The organism is Streptomyces xiamenensis, from assembly GCF_000993785.3.
GTDB classification, from domain to species: domain Bacteria; phylum Actinomycetota; class Actinomycetes; order Streptomycetales; family Streptomycetaceae; genus Streptomyces; species Streptomyces xiamenensis.
Window position 1 is genome coordinate 728,162 of the sequence record NZ_CP009922.3, and the last position, 18,840, is coordinate 747,001.

Annotated in this window: 20 protein-coding genes and 1 pseudogene; 7 read left to right on the forward strand and 14 right to left on the reverse strand. The window is 73.1% G+C overall.

Translation table 11 applies throughout. The features are described from left to right. The first annotated feature begins 49 nt into the window (after positions 1 to 49). Positions 50 to 1,735: a glycoside hydrolase family 13 protein gene (locus tag SXIM_RS03260; protein WP_046722892.1), complete on the forward strand. Its 1,686-nt coding sequence runs from the start codon at positions 50 to 52 to the stop codon at positions 1,733 to 1,735. A 128-nt stretch (positions 1,736 to 1,863) separates the two neighbouring features. Here SXIM_RS03260 and SXIM_RS03265 read toward each other — a convergent pair whose 3' ends face one another. The 4 genes from SXIM_RS03265 to SXIM_RS03280 all read right to left on the reverse strand — a co-directional run bounded on the left by SXIM_RS03265 (position 1,864) and on the right by SXIM_RS03280 (position 5,160). Continuing rightward, entirely contained in the window at positions 1,864 to 3,441 is a 1,578-nt protein-coding gene (locus SXIM_RS03265) for a hypothetical protein (RefSeq protein WP_046722893.1), read from the reverse strand. Beyond that, the gene (locus SXIM_RS03270) at positions 3,438 to 4,070 is read right to left on the reverse strand and encodes an ABC transporter ATP-binding protein (protein WP_030727906.1); all 633 of its coding nucleotides are present in this window, start codon (positions 4,068 to 4,070) and stop codon (positions 3,438 to 3,440) included. Before SXIM_RS03270 ends, SXIM_RS03265 begins: the two co-directional genes overlap by 4 nt. 168 nt (positions 4,071 to 4,238) lie before the next feature. Next, on the reverse strand, positions 4,239 to 4,616 hold the full coding sequence (locus SXIM_RS03275) for a GntR family transcriptional regulator (protein WP_030727909.1): 378 nt from the start codon (positions 4,614 to 4,616) through the stop codon (positions 4,239 to 4,241). A 61-nt stretch (positions 4,617 to 4,677) separates the two neighbouring features. Then, positions 4,678 to 5,160: a MarR family winged helix-turn-helix transcriptional regulator gene (locus tag SXIM_RS03280; protein WP_030727912.1), complete on the reverse strand. Its 483-nt coding sequence runs from the start codon at positions 5,158 to 5,160 to the stop codon at positions 4,678 to 4,680. 100 nt (positions 5,161 to 5,260) lie between these two features. Here SXIM_RS03280 and SXIM_RS03285 point away from each other — a divergent pair, with 100 nt between their 5' ends. Both SXIM_RS03285 and SXIM_RS03290 read left to right on the forward strand, forming a co-directional pair. Next, entirely contained in the window at positions 5,261 to 5,812 is a 552-nt protein-coding gene (locus tag SXIM_RS03285) for a DoxX family protein (RefSeq protein WP_046722894.1), read from the forward strand. A gap of 75 nt (positions 5,813 to 5,887) precedes the next feature. After that, the gene (locus tag SXIM_RS03290; protein WP_046722895.1) at positions 5,888 to 6,676 is read left to right on the forward strand and encodes a dioxygenase family protein; all 789 of its coding nucleotides are present in this window, start codon (positions 5,888 to 5,890) and stop codon (positions 6,674 to 6,676) included. 82 nt (positions 6,677 to 6,758) lie between these two features. On the opposite strand, the gene SXIM_RS27915 is transcribed toward SXIM_RS03290, so the two are convergent. Further along, the gene (locus tag SXIM_RS27915) at positions 6,759 to 7,016 is read right to left on the reverse strand and encodes a hypothetical protein (protein WP_246156996.1); all 258 of its coding nucleotides are present in this window, start codon (positions 7,014 to 7,016) and stop codon (positions 6,759 to 6,761) included. 185 nt (positions 7,017 to 7,201) lie between these two features. Further along, a pseudogene (locus SXIM_RS28680) lies at positions 7,202 to 7,342 on the reverse strand (hypothetical protein); the annotation flags it as partial. 29 nt (positions 7,343 to 7,371) lie between these two features. On the opposite strand from SXIM_RS28680, the gene SXIM_RS03300 reads away from it, so the two are divergent. After that, positions 7,372 to 8,355: a DsbA family protein gene (locus tag SXIM_RS03300; RefSeq protein WP_030727921.1), complete on the forward strand. Its 984-nt coding sequence runs from the start codon at positions 7,372 to 7,374 to the stop codon at positions 8,353 to 8,355. Between the two features lie 233 nt (positions 8,356 to 8,588). Here the strand turns inward: SXIM_RS03300 and SXIM_RS03305 are convergent, their stop codons facing one another. The 4 genes from SXIM_RS03305 to SXIM_RS03320 form a co-directional block, all read right to left on the reverse strand. Beyond that, complete coding sequence (locus SXIM_RS03305; RefSeq protein WP_030727924.1) at positions 8,589 to 9,287, reverse strand: Abi family protein; 699 nt, start codon at positions 9,285 to 9,287, stop codon at positions 8,589 to 8,591. 326 nt (positions 9,288 to 9,613) lie between these two features. Further along, complete coding sequence (locus SXIM_RS03310; RefSeq protein ID WP_046722896.1) at positions 9,614 to 10,222, reverse strand: class I SAM-dependent methyltransferase; 609 nt, start codon at positions 10,220 to 10,222, stop codon at positions 9,614 to 9,616. 161 nt (positions 10,223 to 10,383) lie between these two features. Further along, positions 10,384 to 11,718: a lysine N(6)-hydroxylase/L-ornithine N(5)-oxygenase family protein gene (locus SXIM_RS03315; RefSeq protein WP_030727930.1), complete on the reverse strand. Its 1,335-nt coding sequence runs from the start codon at positions 11,716 to 11,718 to the stop codon at positions 10,384 to 10,386. Next, positions 11,711 to 13,213, reverse strand: coding sequence for a pyridoxal phosphate-dependent decarboxylase family protein (locus tag SXIM_RS03320; protein WP_046722897.1), 1,503 nt, complete (start codon positions 13,211 to 13,213; stop codon positions 11,711 to 11,713). Before SXIM_RS03320 ends, SXIM_RS03315 begins: the two co-directional genes overlap by 8 nt. 387 nt (positions 13,214 to 13,600) lie before the next feature. On the opposite strand from SXIM_RS03320, the gene SXIM_RS03325 reads away from it, so the two are divergent. Continuing rightward, on the forward strand, positions 13,601 to 14,632 hold the full coding sequence (locus SXIM_RS03325) for a lytic polysaccharide monooxygenase auxiliary activity family 9 protein (protein WP_046722898.1): 1,032 nt from the start codon (positions 13,601 to 13,603) through the stop codon (positions 14,630 to 14,632). A gap of 121 nt (positions 14,633 to 14,753) precedes the next feature. Next, positions 14,754 to 15,395 carry a pyridoxamine 5'-phosphate oxidase family protein gene (locus SXIM_RS03330; RefSeq protein WP_030727939.1) on the forward strand — a complete coding sequence of 214 codons (642 nt, stop codon included), beginning with the start codon at positions 14,754 to 14,756 and terminating at the stop codon, positions 15,393 to 15,395. Here the strand turns inward: SXIM_RS03330 and SXIM_RS03335 are convergent. Next, the gene (locus tag SXIM_RS03335) at positions 15,392 to 16,258 is read right to left on the reverse strand and encodes an esterase/lipase family protein (protein ID WP_168222799.1); all 867 of its coding nucleotides are present in this window, start codon (positions 16,256 to 16,258) and stop codon (positions 15,392 to 15,394) included. The two genes, SXIM_RS03330 and SXIM_RS03335, sit on opposite strands and share 4 nt — an antisense overlap. 247 nt (positions 16,259 to 16,505) lie before the next feature. Between SXIM_RS03335 and SXIM_RS03340 the strand changes: the two genes are divergently transcribed. Further along, positions 16,506 to 17,234, forward strand: coding sequence for a M15 family metallopeptidase (locus SXIM_RS03340; protein ID WP_030727944.1), 729 nt, complete (start codon positions 16,506 to 16,508; stop codon positions 17,232 to 17,234). Positions 17,235 to 17,404: 170 nt separating this feature from the next. On the opposite strand, the gene SXIM_RS03345 is transcribed toward SXIM_RS03340, so the two are convergent. Genes SXIM_RS03345 through SXIM_RS03355 form a run of 3 tightly spaced genes read right to left on the reverse strand, consistent with a single transcriptional unit; the run spans position 17,405 to position 18,838 of the window. Continuing rightward, entirely contained in the window at positions 17,405 to 18,010 is a 606-nt protein-coding gene (locus SXIM_RS03345) for a GTP-binding protein (RefSeq protein WP_030727946.1), read from the reverse strand. Continuing rightward, the gene (locus SXIM_RS03350) at positions 17,991 to 18,389 is read right to left on the reverse strand and encodes a DUF742 domain-containing protein (RefSeq protein WP_030727948.1); all 399 of its coding nucleotides are present in this window, start codon (positions 18,387 to 18,389) and stop codon (positions 17,991 to 17,993) included. The genes SXIM_RS03345 and SXIM_RS03350 overlap by 20 nt, the downstream gene beginning before the upstream one ends. An 11-nt stretch (positions 18,390 to 18,400) precedes the next feature. Beyond that, the gene (locus tag SXIM_RS03355) at positions 18,401 to 18,838 is read right to left on the reverse strand and encodes a roadblock/LC7 domain-containing protein (RefSeq protein ID WP_030727951.1); all 438 of its coding nucleotides are present in this window, start codon (positions 18,836 to 18,838) and stop codon (positions 18,401 to 18,403) included. Positions 18,839 to 18,840: the final 2 nt, after the last annotated feature.

The window sequence follows — 18,840 nt, forward strand, 5'->3', positions numbered from 1 at the left end:
TGAAGCCGCGCATCTCCCAGGGTCAACTCGCAAGAGGAATGGAAGATACGTGCCCCGCACCCGTATTCACCGGACACCGGCCACGCCCTGGTGGCGTACGGCCGTCAGCTATCAGGTCTACATCCGCAGCTTCGCCGACGGCAACGGCGACGGGATCGGCGACATCGCCGGACTGCGGGCCCGGCTCCCGTACCTGAAGGAGCTGGGCGTCGACGCCATCTGGGTGACCCCCTGGTACCCCTCCCCCATGAAGGACGGCGGCTACGACGTCGCCGACTACCGGGCCATCGATCCGTCCTTCGGCACACTCGCCGAGGCGGAGGAGATGATCGCCGAAGCGCACGCGCACGGCATCCGTGTCCTGCTGGACATCGTCCCCAACCACACCTCCGACCAGCACACCTGGTTCGCCGAGGCGCTGGCCTCGCCGCCCGGTTCGCCCGAGCGCGACCGCTATCTGTTCCGTGACGGGCGCGGCCCGGACGGGTCGCTGCCGCCCAACGACTGGCGCAGCCGGTTCGGCGGCCGGGCCTGGACCCGAACCACCGATCCGGACGGCACTCCGGGGCAGTGGTATCTGCATCTGTTCGCGCCCGAGCAGCCCGATCTCAACTGGGCGAGCCGGGAGGTGCGCGCGGAGTTCGAATCGATTCTTCGGTTCTGGTTCGACCGGGGCGTGGACGGCTTCCGCGTCGATGTGGCGCACGGCCTGGCCAAGGACCCGGCGCTGCCGGACCTGGGCATACCCGAGGAACTGCTGTTCGAGCACGAGCGGCACCGCGAGGGGCATCCGCACTGGGACCACGACGACGTCCACGAGATCTACCAGAGCTGGCGGAAGATCGCCGACAGCTACGCCGGGGACCGGGTGTTCGTGGCCGAGGCGCATGTCCGTGAGGACCGGCTGGCGAACTATCTGCGCTCCGACGAACTGCACACCGCGTTCAACTTCCCGTTCCTGACCGCCCCCTGGGAGCCGGAGGCGCTGCGCTCCGTCATCGACCGCAATCTGGCCTCGCACGGCGAGGTGGGCGCGCCCGCCACCTGGGTGCTGGCCAACCACGACGTCACCCGGCAGGTCACCCGTTTCGGCCGCAAGGAGACGCTGCTGGGGGAGCACGGGTACGACATCGAGTCGGCCGGCCCGTGCGACCTCGACCTGGGCACCCGCCGGGCGCGCGCGGCGGCCCTGCTGATGCTGGCGCTGCCGGGGAACGCGTACCTCTACCAGGGCGAGGAACTGGGCCTGTGGGAGGTCGAGGACATCCCGGAGGCGCTGCTGCGCGACCCGACCTGGGAACGCACCGGGGGGACCGTGCGCGGCCGGGACGGCTGCCGGGTGCCGATGCCGTGGTCGGGGGCGGAGGCGCCGTTCGGCTTCGGGCCGCGCGGCAGCAAGCCGTGGCTGCCCCAGCCCCGCGAGTGGCACGGGCGCACGGCGCAGACGCAGTCGGGCACGCCCGGGTCGATGCTGGAGCTGTACCGCTCGGCGCTGCGGCTGCGGCGCGGGCAGCGCGGGTTCGCGGCGGAGTCGCTGCGCTGGCTGGAGGCGCCCCCGGGGGTGCTGTCGTTCGAGCGGGCGGCGGTGCTGCGCTGCGCGGTGAACCTCTCCTCCGAGCCGTATCCGCTGGCGAAGGACTGGGGTGTGCTGCTCTCCAGTGACCGGATCGAGAACGGCAAGCTGCCCCCGGACACCACGGTGTGGCTGTGGGGCGGGGGCGCGCGGGCCGTGTAGGCCCGCTGCGCACCGGGTGGTGCTGCCACGGTTGAGGGCCTGTGCGCCCCGGTGGGGAAGGCGACATCCGCACCGGGAACCGGAGGGGCCCTCGTCCCCCGCCGTGGCAGTTCCCCGAACACCCCCGCCTATACGCGGCGGAGACGGTACAGCAGGCCCCGGTGTGCCCAGCCCGTCCGCCGGAGTCCGGCCCAGACGCAGCCGGCGGCGATGAGGACCGCGAGGGCGCCCGCGCCGGGGGCCGAGGGCACGGCGTTCAGCACGGCGACGCCGATCAGCACGGCGACGAAGCCGTCGAACTGCCACGCCACGATGCGCAGCCCGGACAGGTCACCGAGCGGCGTGACGACCGGGAGCAGCAGTTCCAGCGGCAGGTTCAGCTTCATCTCCCGCAGGAATCTGGCGCCGAGCACCAGCACCACGGAGCCCGCGGCGAGCAGCACCGCGTGCGCCGCCGGCCGGCCGGTGAGCGGCCATGGGAGGAGGAGCGCGAGGGCGCCCCCCAGCCCCGCCCCGGTCGCCACGGCGGTGAGGGGCCAGGCCAGGGTGCGGGCGGGCGTCCCTCCCCACCACTCGCCGAGCAGCGGCGCCAGGGTCAGCTCGTCGCGCAGGCCGCGCCAGGTCTCGCTCACCCAGCCGGATCCCAGGTAGACCGCGATCGCCCCGGCCAGCCACAGCGACAGCGACAGGCCGCCCTCCGGCCCGGCCACCCCGCGGGTGAGCACCGCGCCGCCGGTCAGCAGGAGCAGCACGGCCGCGAGGGCGCGGCCGCGGGTGCGCAGCGCGCGGACGGCGCCCTGGGTGAGGTGGCCGCGCAGCCGCCCGTCGGGGCGGATCAGCGCGGAGGTGAGCCCGCGTGGCTCCGGGCGGTACAGGTCCAGGGCGTGGTGGAGGGTTCCCGTCCCCGCGTACGTCCGGGCCTGGGAGGCGCGGGCCGATTCGCGGGCCAGCCGGGCGAGGTCGATCGTCCGGATCGAGCGGAAGGCCGCCCGCCCCAGGAGGGCGGCGCCGGCCGCCGAGACGCCGGCCACCAGCCACAGGCCGCCCTCGCCGTCCGGGACCGCCAGGCTCAGGGCGCTCACGAGGAGGGCCACGCCGCCGGCGGCCGAGGCGAGGAGAAGGTTGTCGCGCACCGCCCGGACCTGGCCCCACAGCCAGGCCACCGCGGCCAGGACGCTCACGCCCGCCGCGACCGCGACGCCCGGCAGCGCGGTGCTCGGACGGTCGAACAGGTCGGTGGTGAGGTAGGCGGCGGTGATCGCGGCCAGCAGGACGGCGGTGCCCGCGGCGGCCAGCCGGCGCCTGGCGATCGTGCCGAGGTAGCTCATCGGCGACATGTCGGTGGACATGAACACGTGCAGCAGGAACGGCTGGAGCACCAGCGGTCCCCAGAACCGGCCGGTGAGCTGGGCGCCCCAGCAGCCCGCCAGGGCGAGGGCGCAGGTCAGGGGCGCCGCCGCGGTCGGCGTCCGCACGGCGAGGAGGGGCGGTGAGGTGCTGGCGGTGTAGAGGACCGGCACGAGGTAGATCAGGGCGAACAGCGCGATGAGATAGACGGTGTACGCGCGGCCCCGCACCGTGGCGCGGTCGCCTCGGTGGGCGTAGTGATGCCGTACGGCCTGGACGCGCCCCGCCGCCCCGGTGCCGGGGCCGGGGTCCGCCTCGTCGTCGGCGTCGGGGGGCGTGACGCCGGGCGTGGTGATCATCCCAGCTCCACGCGGCCGTCGCAGGCGTCCACCAGGGCGGGTTCGTGGGTGGCGACCAGGAACGCGGTGCCGTTGCGGGCGCGTTCGGTGAGCAGGGTGGCGACCAGGTGGACGCGATGGGCGTCGAGGTGCCGTTCAGGCTCGTCGAGCAGGACGACCTCGGCGGGGCGGACCAGCGTGAGCGCGAGGCTGAACAGCTGAAGTTGTCCGGAGGAGACCTGGTGGGGGAAGCGTTCGGCCAGCGCGGACAGCCCCAGCCGTTCGATGACGGCTTCGGCGTGTTCGCCGGTCTCCGGGGTGTTGCCGTACCAGGAGGCGGCGACGAGCATGACCTGCTCGTGCAGGGTCATGTCGCGCGCGATGGGGATCGGCTCGACGAGCGAGGCCAGGAGACGGCGTTGGCGGGGGCGGGCCGGGTCGGCGGGTTCGCCCTTCACCGAGCACGAGCCGGCGCTCAGGCTGCGGCTGCCGAGGAAGGCACGCAGGAGCGTGGTCTTCCCCGATCCGTTGCTTCCGGTGAGGCACCAGAGTTCACCCGGCCGTACGCTGAACGTCGTGGGCGCGAGCAGTGTGGTGTCACCCAGCGTGACCGTCGCACCGTCCGCCGCTATGACAGGAACTCCGGTCACTTGGCCTCCACTTCCCCCAGCATTTCTCCTGAGCGTGCAGTGTCATTCTCGCCCGCACACCCTCCGTTGACGCGCGTCACTCCTGGCCCTGGGAGGGGAAGAACGCGTTCCGGGACAGGGTGGTCATCCCGTCATCCGGTCCGCGCCTGTCAACGCTTGTACAGACCATCAGCTCGTGTAGGTGGCGCGCAGGGCGTCGTGGACGGCGGCCAGCGCGGCGTCGTGGTCCAGGCCGAGACGCTGGGCGCGGCGCGCGTAGTCGAGGGCCGCCGTCGCCGCCTCCCTGCTCGCGGCGTCCCCCGCGGCGGCGACGAAGGTGCCGTTGCGGCCCCGGGTCTCGATGACGCCGTCGCTCTCCAGGGCCCGGTACGCCTTGGCGACGGTGTTGGCGGCGAGGCCGAGCCGCTCGGCGAGACCGCGTACGGTCGGCAGCCGGTATCCGACGGGCAGGGTGCCGGCGCGGGCCTGTGCGGCGAGCTGGGAGCGCAGCTGCTCGAACGGGGCGGTCGCGGAGGCGGCGTCGATGACGATCTTCACGCCGCCCATTGTCCCCGCTCCGTGGCCGGTCGGCGGACCGGCGGACCGCCGGTTCCCGTCCGGGCCGCTGCTAGGGCGCGCCCACCGGCCCGTCGGCCTGTTCCCGCAGCCGGGCGTTGACCGTGCCCAGGGCGTCCGCGAGGGCGAGCAGTTGCCGTCGGTCCAGCTGGTCGATGAGCACCTCGCGCACGCGCGCCACGTGCCCGGGGGCCGCAGCCCGCAGGACATCCATGCCCTCGGCGGTGATCCGCGCGGTGACCCCGCGCACGTCGGCGTCACAGGCCCTGCGCAGGACGAGGCCCCGCTTCTCCAGCTGGCCGACCTGGTAGGTCAGCCCACTCTTGGGGGTGATGAGCGAATCGGCCAGGACCGTCATGCGCAGTCCGCCCTCGCCCGCCGCGGCCAGCTTCACCAGGATCTCGTACTGGGGGTGGGAGAGCCCTTCGTCCTCCTTGAGCTGGGTCTCCACGGAGCGGAAGACGCGATGGGTCACCTCGAGGAAGGAAATCCAGGCGGCCATCTCCTGCTCGTCCAGCCATCGCGTCGTCGCCATGCCTCCATCGTACGTGGTTGTTCAAATTCGAACCGTCCCGTACGCTCCTGGAAACGTGGTTCGAATTTGAACGACAACGTCCACCTGGAGAACCTCACACATGACCTCCCCCACACCTCTGATGTCCCGTGCCGCACTCGGCGGCGGCGAGCGCACCGCACCCAGCGGCACCGACCTGGGACTGCTCGTGCTGCGCCTGGCCGTCGGGCTGACCATGGCCGCGCACGGCACGCAGAAGCTGTTCGGCTGGTTCGACGGCGGCGGCCTGGACGGCACCGGCCAGTTCTTCGAGTTCCTCGGCTACCCCTCCGGCAGCACCATGGCGCTGATCGCCGGGCTCTCGGAGACCCTGGGCGGCCTCGGACTCGCCCTCGGGCTGCTCACCCCGCTGGCGGGCGCCGCGATCGTGGGCACCATGCTCAACGTCATCGTGTCCGCGCACTGGGACGACCCATTCATCGGCGGCTTCGAACTGCCGCTGCTGCTGGGCCTGTCCGCCGTCGCCCTGACCCTGTCCGGCCCCGGCCGGTACGCGGTCGACCACGTCCTCCCGCTGCCCGAGCAGGTGCGTGAGCACCGGCTGGTGCACGGCGTCGCCGCACTGGCGTTCGCCCTGGTGGTCGCGGGCATCACCCTGCTCATCCGGAACTGAACACAGCTCCGGGACTGACCCCGGCCTGCTCCGGGACCCACCCGGAGCAGGCCGCTTTCCCCTTCGAGGAGTGTCATGACCACCGCAGCCGACCGGATGCCCGTGCTGTACCTCAGTCACGGAGCGCCGCCGCTGGCCGATGACGCGCTGTGGACCCGGCAGCTGGCGGGCTGGTCCGCCGCACTCCCGCGGCCCCGGGCGATCCTGATCGTCTCCGCGCACTGGGAGTCCGCCCCGCTCACCATCGGCGCCACCCGCACCGTGCCCCTGGTGTACGACTTCGGCGGCTTCCCCGCGCACTACTACCAGGTGACCTACGCGGCGCCCGGGGCTCCCGAGCTGGCCGCGCGGGTGCGCGCCCTGGTCGGCGGGCCGGGCGCCCCCGTGCACGAGGACCCGGCGCGCGGGCTGGACCACGGGGCCTACGTACCCCTGAAGGAGATGTACCCGGACGCGGACATCCCGGTGCTCCAGGTATCCATGCCCACCCTCGACCCGCAGCGGCTGCTGGCCCTCGGCCGGCGGCTGGCGCCGCTGCGGGACGAGGGGGTGCTGATCGTGGGCAGCGGCTTCTTCACCCACAATCTGAGCGGTTTCACCTGGGGCAGTGGGCCCCAGGAGGCGCCGGGCTGGTCCCGGGAGTTCGACGCCTGGGGCGAGGAGGCGCTGGGCGCCGGCGACATCGACGCGCTGCTCGACTTCGAACACGCCTCGCCGGCCGGGCGGATCGCCCACCCCCGTACGGAACACTTCGCCCCGCTGTTCGTGACCCTCGGCGCGGGCGAGGCGGAGCTGGCCACCCAGCGGTCGGTCATCGACGGCTTCTGGGGCGGGCTGGCCAAGCGCTCCATCCAGCTGGGCTGACGGGTGCCGGGCGGGCGGGGCATCCCGGCGACCCCGCCCACCGGGATGCCCCGGCCGCCGGGAACGCCCCGTGCGACCGCCGTCACACGCGCAGCATGCGCCAGGTGGCGAGTGCGGCGTCGGCGGCCGGCACGGGCGGGTCCGCGCTGATCCAGGTGGTGATCACCCCGCACAGCGCGCCGGCCAGATAGCCGGCGTGCAGATCGAGGGGGACGTCGGCGGCGCCCGGCGGGCGGCGGCCCTGCGCGAAGCGTTCGGCGAGACCGCCGGCGAGGCGGTGCTGCATGCGCCGGGCGAACCGGGCGCTGCCGCCCTCCGAGAGCATCCGTCGGTAGAGCACGGCGCCGGCCTCGACCTCCGTGAAGAGGTCCAGGAGGGGCGGCGGCGGGGCGTCGCGGGGGCCTGGAGCGGGCAGAGCGCGGCGGCCCGGGCGAGCCGGCCGATGGCGTCGTCCATCGCGTCGGTCACCAGGGCGTCGAGGTCCGCGTAGTGCGCGTAGACGGTGGCGCGGTTGATCGCGGCCCGCCGGGCGATGAGGGACATGGTGATGGCGCTGAGCTCGCGCTCACCGGCGAGTTCGAGCGCGGCGGCGCGCAGGCGTTCGCGGGTGCGGCGGGCGCGGGGATCGTCGGGGTTCACGGCGGCAGTGTACGACAGATGTTGCATAACCAACACCTGTTGCTTATATTGGCGGCATGCGTATCGAGATCTGGGCGGATGTCGTCTGCCCCTGGGCGTACATCGGCAAGCGGCGGCTCGAAGCGGCCCTCGCCGCGTGGCAGGGCGAGCCGGTCGAGGTCGTGTGGCAGCCCTACCGCATCGACCCCATGGCGCCGGCGAAGGCCGAGCCGCTGGCGGAATGGCAGATCGATCCGCTGGTCGACGACGCGCTGGACGCCTGCGGACCCGAGGACGTGACGCCCGGCGAGAACCGGGCCCGGGTCTCGCGGATCGCGGCGGACGAAGGGCTCGGCACCCCCTTCGGCGCGGTGTGGCGCGCGGACAGCGGACCGGCGCACCGGCTGATCGCCCTCGCGTACGAGGAGGGCGGGGCGGAGCTCCAGAACGCGGTGGTGGAAGAAGTCCTCAAGGCGCACTTCGTGGACGCCCAGGACATCAGCGACCCGGCCGTCCTGGAGCGCGTGGCCCGCACGGCGGGCTTCGGCCACGGCGGCGCACTGCTGGCCGCCGGGGGCGGCACGCAACAGGTGAAGGAGGCGCTGCTGCGCGGCAAGGCCATCGGTGTACGCACCTCCCCCACCCTGGTGGCCGGCACCCTGGCCCTGGCGGGAGCCCAGCACCCGGACGCGATGGCCGCGTTCCTGCGGGACGCGGCCCAGGCCCCGCCGGTCCGGGAGCTCCCCGAGGAGGTGCGGCGCCTGCGGCAGGCGGAATCACTGCTGGACAAGAGCGACCCGCTGGGCGCGCTGACCCTGCTGCGGCCCCTGCTGGCCGAGCACGGGACGGACCGCGCCGTCCAGGTGCTGGCCGCACGGGCGTACTACCACTCCGCGCAGCTGGAGCGGGCCCGGGTGACGCTGGAGCGGCTGACCCGGGACACCCCTGACGACGCCTACCTGCGGCTGCTGCTCGGCCGCACGCTGGAGCGGCAGGGGCGGGACGCGGACGCGGCTCCGCACCTGCGGCTGGCGGCGGCGATGCGGCCGGACGAGGCGTAGCGCGTCACGCAACACGCGCGCGGGCCCCGGCCGCCCTCCCGGGGGTGGCCGGGGCCCGCGTGCCCCGGCCGGTCAGGGACGCCGGTCAGCGGCAGGGGCGGGACGCGGACGCGGCTCCGCACCTGCGGCTGGCGGCGGCGATGCGGCCGGACGAGGCGTAGCGCGTCACGCAACACGCGCGCGGGCCCCGGCCGCCCTCCCGGGGGTGGCCGGGGCCCGCGTGCCCCGGCCGGTCAGGGACGCCGGTCGAGTGTCGGCCCGACCTGGCTGGTGTGCTGTATGTAGGCGGCGAGCTCCGGGCTCAGCAGGCCGGTGACGGTCAGCAGGTCCTTCGTCCGCAGGGCTACGGGCGCGGTCAGCAGAGGTTCCCAGTGCGCGGCGCGGTTGCGCAGCTCGTGCAGGGCGCCGATGAGCTGGTCGACCGTCGCGCGGTGGGTGCCGGGTGGGAACGCGCGATGGAGATGAGGCACCCACAGTGTCTTCTCGTGGGCGGAGGTGGACAGGTACCGCCACACGCCCAGCGACAGCTCCGCGATGACCTTTCCCGGGGGAGCCGTGCGCCCGTACCGTTTGCGGGCTCCGTCGATGGCGCCGCGGGTCTTGTCGTTGATGTCGACCCGCCGCCGTGGACCGCGCCGGCTCTTGCGCATCCGGATCAGCGGGGCCCGCAGCGGGCTGCCCGGGTCGTCCAGCCAGTGCCCGGTGCCGGTCCAGGTGGTGTCCAGTGCCCGCGCGTACGCGTTGCGCAGCGCGATCTCGAAGTGGCTCAGATCGCGCAGGACCGCGCAGGCCAGGGCCGTGTTCCACTCGTAGAGGGCCAGGGCGCGGGCGCGATCGCCGTCGGCCGCGGTCAGGTAGACCGCGTACCGGGCGGGGCTCAGCCAGTTCTCCACCCACGGCCCCGGCGCGGGAACCGGGGATACCTGCGTCACAGGTTCCTCCTGCTGAGAAATCGGGTAAGGTAACAAGTGACAAGCCCCGGTGGACCGCTGATCTTCACGATCACGTCGCCGGGGCTAAGACTTTTTGCGGACCCGGTGCCTGGCCCCGGCCCCGTTGGGTGTGCTCGCCGCCCGGCCTGCGCTGTATGACGCCTCACCCCTCGAACACACGGACAGTGACCCGCAACCTACCGGGCGGCCCGTGGTTGTCCAAACTCCCTCCCGCCGACCGCACATGGCCTCGGCGGACACCGGTGCGGCACGTCGCCGCGCCCGGCGAGCGGTGCGGGCCCTTCGGGGCCGCCGCCCGGTCCGGTTCAGGCCGTCATGGTGCGTGCGACCAGGGCGTAGCGCTCGTCCCGCACCGGGCGGCCCCACAGGGCCGGGTCGTCCGTCAGGTCGTCGTGGCGGATCGCGGCGGGGGGAATGTCCGGCAAGGACGAGAGCATCGCGCGCAGTTCGGTCGCCGCGATGCCCGTCGGGGCCGACTCGCCCCAGCGGCCCTCCACCAGGATCAGCCGGCCCCCGGGCCGGACCAGGGCGGCCCAGCGGGACAGGACAGCCCGCGGGTCGGGCAGCGCCCACAGCACATGGCGCACCAGCAGCACGTCGAACGACCCGGCGCGCAGCGGCGGGTGGGCGGCGTCACCCACCGCCAGGGTGGTGGTACCGCCGGCCAGTTTGGCCCCGGCGAGCCGCACCATCGGCTCGGACCGATCGATCGCCGTCACCGTGTGGCCGTGTTCCACGGCCAGTTCCGACAGACTGCCCGTTCCACAGCCCAGGTCCAGGACCCGCGAGGGCCGCCCGGACAGCCAAGAGCGCAGCCGCGCGTCCCACGCCGCCCGTACCGCCGGATCCCGCAGGCCGTGGTCGGGTTCCTCGTCGAACGTCGCCGCGGCTTCGTCCCAGTACGTGTCCCTCATGCGACCGACTCCCCCACGTGTCCGCGCTGTCGGTGCTCCTCCGACAGACCAGCCCATCATGTCCGGTGGGCGGACGATCGGGCCAGGGGAGAGGACACCGAAGGCCGCTGGGGACCGCTCGGGTCCGGGCCCGGCCGCCGCGCGCGGCCGGGCCCGGAGCGCTACTGGGGGCCGAAGGTCTGGAACGCGGTACGGCGCGGGATGGGGAAGGTGTCCCTGCCGCTGACCGCGTTCAGGATCAGGGCGCCGCGGTAGGCGCCGATGCCCAGGTCGGGGGCGGCGGCTCCGTGGGTGTGAAGTTCGGCGTTCTGGACGTAGAGCCCGGCTCCCACCTCGGGGACGGTCAGCACGCGGTGGCCCTCGGTGATGTCGTACCGGCCCTTGGTGTCCCAGGCGATCAGTTTGTCCACCGGGGTCAGGCACGCGGGGCGGCGCGGCGCGTAGCCGGTGGCCGCGATGACCGCCTCCGTCTCCCGTACCGCCCGCTCGCCGGTGTCGGCGTGGGCCGTCGTCAGGCGGATCGTTTTCCCGCGCCGCCCCGTCTCCGCCGTCTCCGCCGCGGTGAGCGCGGTGGCCGGCAGCAGGGTCACCGGCGGCCGGTCGCCGTCCAGCAGATGGTCGTACAGCTCCTCGTGGATGAGGTCGATCGTCTCCGAGTCGATGCCCTTGTACAGCTGCCACTGCGAGGCGATCAGCCGGTCGCGCACCCCGGGCTCCAGGGCGTGGAAGTACCGCATGTACTCCGGGGTGGTGTACTCCAGCACCAGCTTGGAGTAGTCGAGCGGCGCGAACCCCCATGACCGGGTGAGCCAGTTGACCGCCCAGCCGCTCTCCTTCTGCCGGCGGAGGAGGTCGAGGAAGACCTCGGCCCCGGACTGGCCGGAGCCGAGCACCGTGATGTCGCGTACCCCGGCCGCCGCGAACTCCTCGATCCGGTGCAGGTGTTCGCCGGAGTGGATGACCCTGGGGTGGCCGGCCAGATCCTTCAGTGGTGCGGGCAGCGCCGCCTCGGTGCCGATGCCCAGGGTGATGTTCCTGGCCGGCTGGACCCGGACGGTGCCCGTCGCCACGTCCCGCAGCGTCAGCAGCCACAGATCGCGCCGGGCGTCCCACTCCACCGCGTCCACCGACGTGCCGAAGTGCAGCCCGGGTATGCGGGCCGCCGCCCATGCGCAGTAGTCGGCGTACTCCCGGCGTGGGATGTGGAAGCGCTCGGAGATGTAGAACGGGTACATCCGGTCGTGCTCGACCAGGTAGTTGAGGAACGACCAGCGGCTGGTGGGCCGGATCAGCGAGACGAGGTCGGCGAGGAAACCGACCTGGAGCTTCGCCCAGTCGAACATCAGCCCGGGATGCCAGTCGTAGTGCGGGCGTTGGTCGTACGCCGCGTAGGTCAGGCCGGGTACGTCGTCGGCCAGGGCCGACAGCGACAGGTTGAACGGGCCGATACCGACCGCCGCAAGGTCGAGGACGGTTCCGGTTTCCTTCTCAGACATGGTGCGCTTCCTCCTCGGCCGCCCCGGCCGCGTCCACGGCGGCCAGCATTTCCTCGATGTCGCTCGTCCTGGCCTGCGGGTTGAGCAGGGTGAGTTTCAGCTGGACCGCGCCCTCGGTCTCGGTGCGGCCGATCAGCGCACTGCCCTCGCGCAGCAGGCGCCGGCGCAGCGCGCCGTTGATGGCGTCGACGGTGGCGGGGTCCGTGGTCGTGCGCGGCCGGTAGCGGAAGACGACCGTGGTGAGGACGGGTTCCGTGGTCAGTTCCAGGCGCGGATGGGCGGCCACGGAGCGTGCGGCGTGCAGGGCGAGGTCGTGGCAGGCGTCGAGCATGGCGCCGACTCCCTCCCGCCCCAGGGCGAGGAAGGTGGCGGCGACCTTGAGCGCGTCGGCCCGCCGGGTGGTCTGCAGGGAGTGGCCCAGCAGCCCGTCGTAGCCGGCCTCGCCGTCGTCCTCCGGGTTGAGGTAGGCGACGCGCAGCCCGGTGGTGGTGGTGAAGCCGGCCCGGTCGCGCAGCAGCAGGGCGCTGGCGGCGGCCGGCTGCCAGGCGGTCTTGTGCAGGTCGATGGTGATGCTGTCGGCGAGTTCGATGCCGTCCAGCAGGGGGCGCAGCCGGGCGGAGAACAGCGCGCCGCCGCCGTACGCCGCGTCCACGTGCAGCCGGATCCCGTGGTCGCGGGCGATGGCGGCGAGCTGCGGCATCGGATCGATGGAGCCGTAGTCGGTGGTTCCGGCGGTGGCGACGACGGCGATGGGGAGTTCGTCGGCGGCCCGGGTGCGCAGCGCGCGGTCGAGTTCCTCTGGGCGCATCCGGTGGTGTTCGTCGGCGGCGACGGGACGTACGGCGTCCTCGCCGAGTCCCAGCAGCGCGGCGGCCCGTGCCATGGAGAAGTGGGCCAGTTCGGAGCAGTAGAGAACGGGGCGTACGGTCAGCCCGCTCAGCCCCACGGCGCGTACGTCGCGGCCCGGACGCAGGGCGGTGTCGCGGGCGATGAGCAGGGCCTGGAGGTTGGAGGCGCTGCCGCCGGGGGTGAGGACCCCGCCTGCGGCCGGCCCGTAGCCGGCGAGGTCGGTGAGGGCGGTGATGAGGCGGCGTTCGAGCTCCACGGCGTAGGGGCCGGAGTCCCAGGTGTCGACCGAGGCGTTGAAGACGGAGGCGAGGACGTCGGCGGCGGCGGCGACGCTGAGCGAAGGGGGCTGGAGGTGGGCGGCGGCGCGCGGATCGGCGAGGTCCACGGTGCCGGCCGCGTAGGCGCGGGCCAGCGCGAGAACGGCTTCCCGTCCCCCGCCGTGACGGGGTATCGGCCCGTCGGGGAGCTGGCGGTCCACAAGGGCCGCCAGCTGGCGGGGGGTCTGGGCGGGCAGCGGGCCGGTGCGGCGGCGCAGGGCGCCGGCGGCTTCGCGGGTGATCTCGGTGACCAGCCGGCCGACGTCGGCGAGTCCCGCCGGGTCGGCGGCCAGCAGGTCGGGCTCCAGCAGGGTGGGGGGCACGGGCACGGTTGGTGCGTGGCCGGGCATGCTCATGGGCTCTGTACGGTCCCTTGCGTTGACGGTGGGGCGGGTCGTGCGGGTCGTGCGGGTGGTGCGCGGCGGTCGAGTGCGGCTCGGTCGTCGATCAATTTAGGTTAGGCATACCTAACCATGTCAACCATGCCTGTCCCACCCCGGGCCCTATGACCGAAAGTCCACCGTCCACCCGAGGTGCCCCACCCGCCCCTTCCGTGCTTAACCCCGCCTTGCGCCCGTCCTTAGCCCGGACTTAAAGACCCGTGAAAGGCCGCTTCCCGCCAGGATCGGGCCCTGTCCGGCGGCTAGCGTGCTCACTCCCCGGGCCGTTGATCCCCCGTCACGGCCCGGGCCCCCGATCCGAGGAGACGTTCCACGATGACTGCGCCGCGCACCGCCGCCACGGTCGCCGCCCTGGCCGTAGCACCGCTGATGATCACCCTGGCCACCGCGACCCCGGCCGGCGCCCACGGTTCGCTGGAGGACCCGGTGAGCCGGGTGAAGACCTGCTTCGACGAGGGACCGGAGAGCCCGGTGTCGGCCGCGTGCCGCGACCTGGTGGCCATCGGCGGCACCCAGCCGCTGTACGACTGGAACGAGGTCAACCTCGCCGACGCCGCCGGCCGCCACCGGGAACTGATTCCGGACGGCAAGCTGTGCAGCGCGGGCCGCGACAAGTACGCCGGGCTCGACCAGGCGCGCGCGGACTGGCCGGCCTCCGAACTCGCCGCGGGGCCGCACACCTTCCGTTACCGGGCCACGGCACCGCACCGCGGCGGCTTCGAACTGTTCATCACCAAGGAGGGGTACGACCCCACCGCCCCGCTGCGCTGGTCCGACCTGGAGTCGTTCGGCCAGGTGACCGACCCGCCGCTGGAGGGCGGCTCGTACGTCTTCGACATGACCGTGCCCGAGCGTTCGGGACGGCACCTCGTGTACAGCGTCTGGCAGCGCAGCGACAGCCCCGAGGCGTTCTACACCTGCTCGGACGTGGTGTTCGGCGGCAGCGGTGCGACGGGCGGGGGCGGCGACCCGGTGATCGAACCGGCGCCGCCGGCCGCCGAGCCGGAGCCCGGGGGCCACGAAGGCCACGGCGACCACGGTGACCACGACCAGCACGGCGAGGACCCGCACGACGGGCACGAGAAGCCCGCCGCCGGCGATCAGCGGGAGGAGGACGCGGTGCCCGAGGCCAACCGCCCCGCCCCGGCCGGCGGCACGGACGACGCCGTCACCGCCCCGGACACCGAACCGGACACCGAGCCGGCCGATGACCGCGAACTGGCCGCCACCGGTGGCGGCTCCGCCACCACCGCGCTCGCCCTGGGCGGCGCCGCGGCCCTGAGCGTCGGCACCGCCACGCTCCTGCTGGCCGCCCGGCGCCGGGCGGCCGCCGCTCGCCGCGCCTGACCGGCGCGGCCCGTGAACCGGTGCCGCCGTCTCCCGGCCCCCACCTTCAGGGGAGACGGCGGCACCGCCGTACGCTTCGTGCTGTCAGCACCTGGGGGGCAGACCCGGAAAGGGGAGCGCGATGACGTCGGCACCCGACACCTTCGTGGAAGTCACCTCCGAGAGTGAACTGCGCGAGCTGGTCGGCGAACCCGCCCCGTACACCCGGGACAAGGCGCGCACCGCGCTGCACGCCCTGGACCGCGCATGGCTGGCCCGCTCACCGCTGTGCCTGATCGCCACCAGCGCCGCCGACGGCAGTTGCGACGTCTCCCCCAAGGGTGATCCGCCCGGCTTCACGCTCGTGCTGGACGACCGCACCCTCGCCATCCCCGAGCGCCCCGGCAACAAGCGCCTGGACGGGTTCCGCAACATCCTCGCCAACCCGCGGGTGGGGCTCATCTACCTGCTGCCCGGACGCGGCGACACCCTGCGGATCAACGGCCGCGCCCGGATCGTGCGCGAGGCGCCGTTCCTGGACGAGATGATCGTGCGGCGCAACCGTCCCAAGCTCGCCCTGGTGGTGGAGATCGAGGAGATCTTCCACCACTGCTCCAAGGCGTTCCTGCGCTCCCACACCTGGGACCCGGACAGCTGGCAGCCCGAGGCACTGCCCAGCCGGGCCCGGATCGCCCAGGCGCTGGAGCGTCCCGCCGACTCCCTGGCGCAGTTGGAGGAGCACTACGGTCCCCGCTACGCCGAAGGGCTCTACGAGGCGAACTAGGACAGGAAGGACCAGCAGTTCGTCGGCCGCGCGTTCGCCGGGTCGAGGGCGTTCGCCGTCTCGTGGAAGGCCGTCCGGTCGAGCAGGCCGATCGTCGCGTGCTCGGAGATGTTCAGCGGGCACAGATCCTGGAGCAGCACATTGCGTACCCCCGGCTCCTCGATGAACTGCGAGCGGTACGGGGTGACCACCTCGTCGTACCGGGTGGCGATCACCGTGTACGTGACACCGGGCACGGTGTAGCCGTCGGCGTTCAGTTCCCGCAGGAAGTCGGAACCGGCGACCTGTTGGGACAGGGCGGGGGCGGCCTCGGCGATGGCCCGGTCCAGGCCGGGGAAGAGGTCGAGCAGCTTGGTGAGTCCCAGCAGGGTGGTGCCGTTGGTGCTGGGAGCGATCGCCACGAACGCGTTGACCTTGTCCGCCGCTCCCGGGTGGTGCTTGAGGTAGTAGCGGGGCATCAGGCCGCCCTGCGAGTGGCCGACCAGGTCGACCTCGCTCGCCCCGGTGCGGGCCAGGACCCGGTCGACATGGGCGGCGAGTTCACCGGCCGAGTCCTCCATCGGGGTCAGGCCGCCGACGAGCGGCACGCCCGGCAGCCGGCCGTAGTCGAAGGAGTGGACACAGTAGCCGCGCTGGACGAGATAGGGCGCCAGGCCCAGCCAGTTGTTGGTGCCGTCGGCGAAGGTGCCGTGCACCAGGACCACGGGGCGGGGGTGGGCGGCGGCGGGGACGCAGTTCTCCTTGTTCCAGCCGCCGGTGGCGGCGGCAGCGGCCGGGGCACCGGTGGAGGCGGGGGCGGTGGCGGCCGTGGCCGGGGCGGGCAGCACGGCGAGCAGGGCGGCCAGCAGCAGGCCGGTGGTCAGTCGTCTCGTGCGGATACGGGTGTCGTTCCGGGGCAGCTTCACGGGGCGGCTCCTCGCTGGACTCACATGGGGGGGTGACAGCGCGGCAGCTGCTGGGGTCCGGACCACAGTTACTGCTGAGTACCCCTCACGTTACGAGCGGGTAACCCCGTCGCCCAGCACCCGGTACGTGAAGAATCCGGCACACCGTCACCACCTTGGCCGCACACCTGTCGCGGCACGGGACCACCCCTGATAGGAACCGGTTATGCGCCGCTCCCCCGCCCTGCTGGCCGTCGCCGCGGTCGCCGGTACCGCTCTCGTCCTGCCGCTGTCCGGCTCGCAGGGGCCGCCGGCGGTCACGGACACCGCCCCCGCCGACTTCGTGGCGCTGCGCGAGGTCGCCCCGGCCATCCGGCAGGAGATGCGGTACGCGGGTCCGCACAACTTCACCGGCGAGCGGGTGGACGGGTACGAACAGGCCGAGTGCCTGCTCACCTCGGACGCGGCGCACGCCCTGGAACGCGCCGCCCGCGCGCTGGAGGCCCAGGGCTACGGGCTGCTGGTGTACGACTGCTATCGGCCGCAGCGTGCCGTGGACCACTTCCTGCGCTGGATGGAACAGCCCGAGGACGGCCGCACCCGGGCGGAGTTCTATCCCCGGGTGCCCAAGGAGCGGCTGGTCGAGGACGGCTACCTGGCCGAGAAGTCGGGTCACAGCAGAGGCAGTACGGTCGATCTGACGCTGACCGGGGCGGACGGGGGCGATCCGGTGGACATGGGCACCGGATTCGACTTCTTCGATCCGCGCTCGCACGGCGACTCCCCCGACGTCCCCGGGGAGGCACGGGCCGCGCGCCGGGTGCTGGCCTCAGCCCTGGGGGCGGAGGGGTTCGCACCGGTGGAGACCGAATGGTGGCACTTCGGCCACCGGGCCGAACCGTACCCGGAGACCTTCTTCGACTTCCCCGTGTCCCTGGACTCACTCGGTCGTTGACACGGGCAACGGCGGCGGCCACCGGAGCCACCCCCGTGGGTCCCGATGACCGCCACCGTCGCTGATCACCGACGCGCCGGGCGCGCCGAATGGTTTCGCCCTTCCGGGCGTTGTCACCTTTTCGCGACACGGGCGGGACAACCTCAGGACGTCACGGCCGCAACTCCCGTTCAGGACACGGCTGAGCGCTGCCGTGCCGACCGGTGCAGCGCGTGCTCCACCACCGCGACCAGCGCGTCCCTGGCCGAGGAACGCTCGCGTGCGTCGCACAGCAGCACCGGGACGTCCTCGTCCAGATCCAGCGCGCGCCGCACCTGCTCCGGCGGGTAACGCACGGCCCCCTCGAAGCAGTTGACCGCCACCGCGAACGGCAGCCCCCGGGTCTCGAAGAAGTCGACCACCGAGAAGCTGTCCGCGAGTCGCCGCGTGTCCACGAGGATCAGCGCGCCCAGCGCCCCGCGCGCCAGCTCGTCCCACAGGAAGCGGAACCGCTCCTGCCCCGGTGTGCCGAAGAGGTACACGATCACCGAGTCGCTGATGGTGATCCGGCCGAAGTCCATTGCCACGGTGGTGGATCGTTTCCCCGCCACCCCCCGGATGTCGTCCACCGGCCGTCCGGCCTCCGTCAGCGACTCCTCCGTCTGGAGGGTCTTGATGTCGCTGACGGCGCCGACCAGCGTCGTCTTCCCGACACCGAAGGCCCCCGCGACGAGGATCTTCAGTGCCGTGGGGTCCGCGGACCTGCCGCGGCCGCGTTCAAAGGGCCCGGAGACCATCGATCACCTCACGGAGTGTGCTGTCGTCCTGCAACTGGGAGGCGGGGACCGGGCGGCTGACCCGTACCAGACCGGCGTCGAGCAGATCACTGATGAGCACCCGTACCACCCCGACCGGCAGGTCGAGGCCGGTGGCGAGTTCCGCCACCGACTCGGTGGTACGGCGGCAGCGGCGCATGATCTCGGCGTGCTCGGGGGCCAGTTCGCGGTCGGTGAGATCGCTGCCGGTTCCGGCCGCGCCCTCCTGGTCACCGGTCTTGGCCGTCACCAGGGCGATCAGGTCGAGGGGGTGATCGACGGTCCCGCGGGTGCGGCCGCGCGTCATCGCGTAGGGCCGCACAATGGGTCCCGCCTCCTCGTCGAACCAGCCGTGGCTCATCGGCCGGCCGGTCAGCTCTCGCCCGGGCCACCGCGCGGCGCGGTGCCCAGGTGCGCGCCGACCCGCTTGATCAGCAGCGTCATCTCGTAGCCGATCTGTCCTATGTCCGCCTCGATCTCGGCGAAGACGGCGAGCGCGCTGCCCTGGCCCGCCGCGGCCACGAAGAGAAACGCGTCATCCAGCTCCACCAGGGTCTGGCGGACCCCGCCGGTCGCGAAGTGGCGTCCCACCCCCCTGGCCAGTGAGTGGAACCCGGAGGCCACGGCCGCCAGTTGCTCGCTGTCCTCCCGGCTCAGCGCCTGGGAGGCGCCGCGCGCCAGACCGTCGGCGGAGAGTATCAGCGCATGGCGGATTCCCGCCACTCGTCCGACGAGTTCGTCGAGCAGCCAGTCGAGCCGCTCACCATCCTGAGGTGTGCCGTCCTGGGCGTCGGCCCCCGGTGCAGTCATGG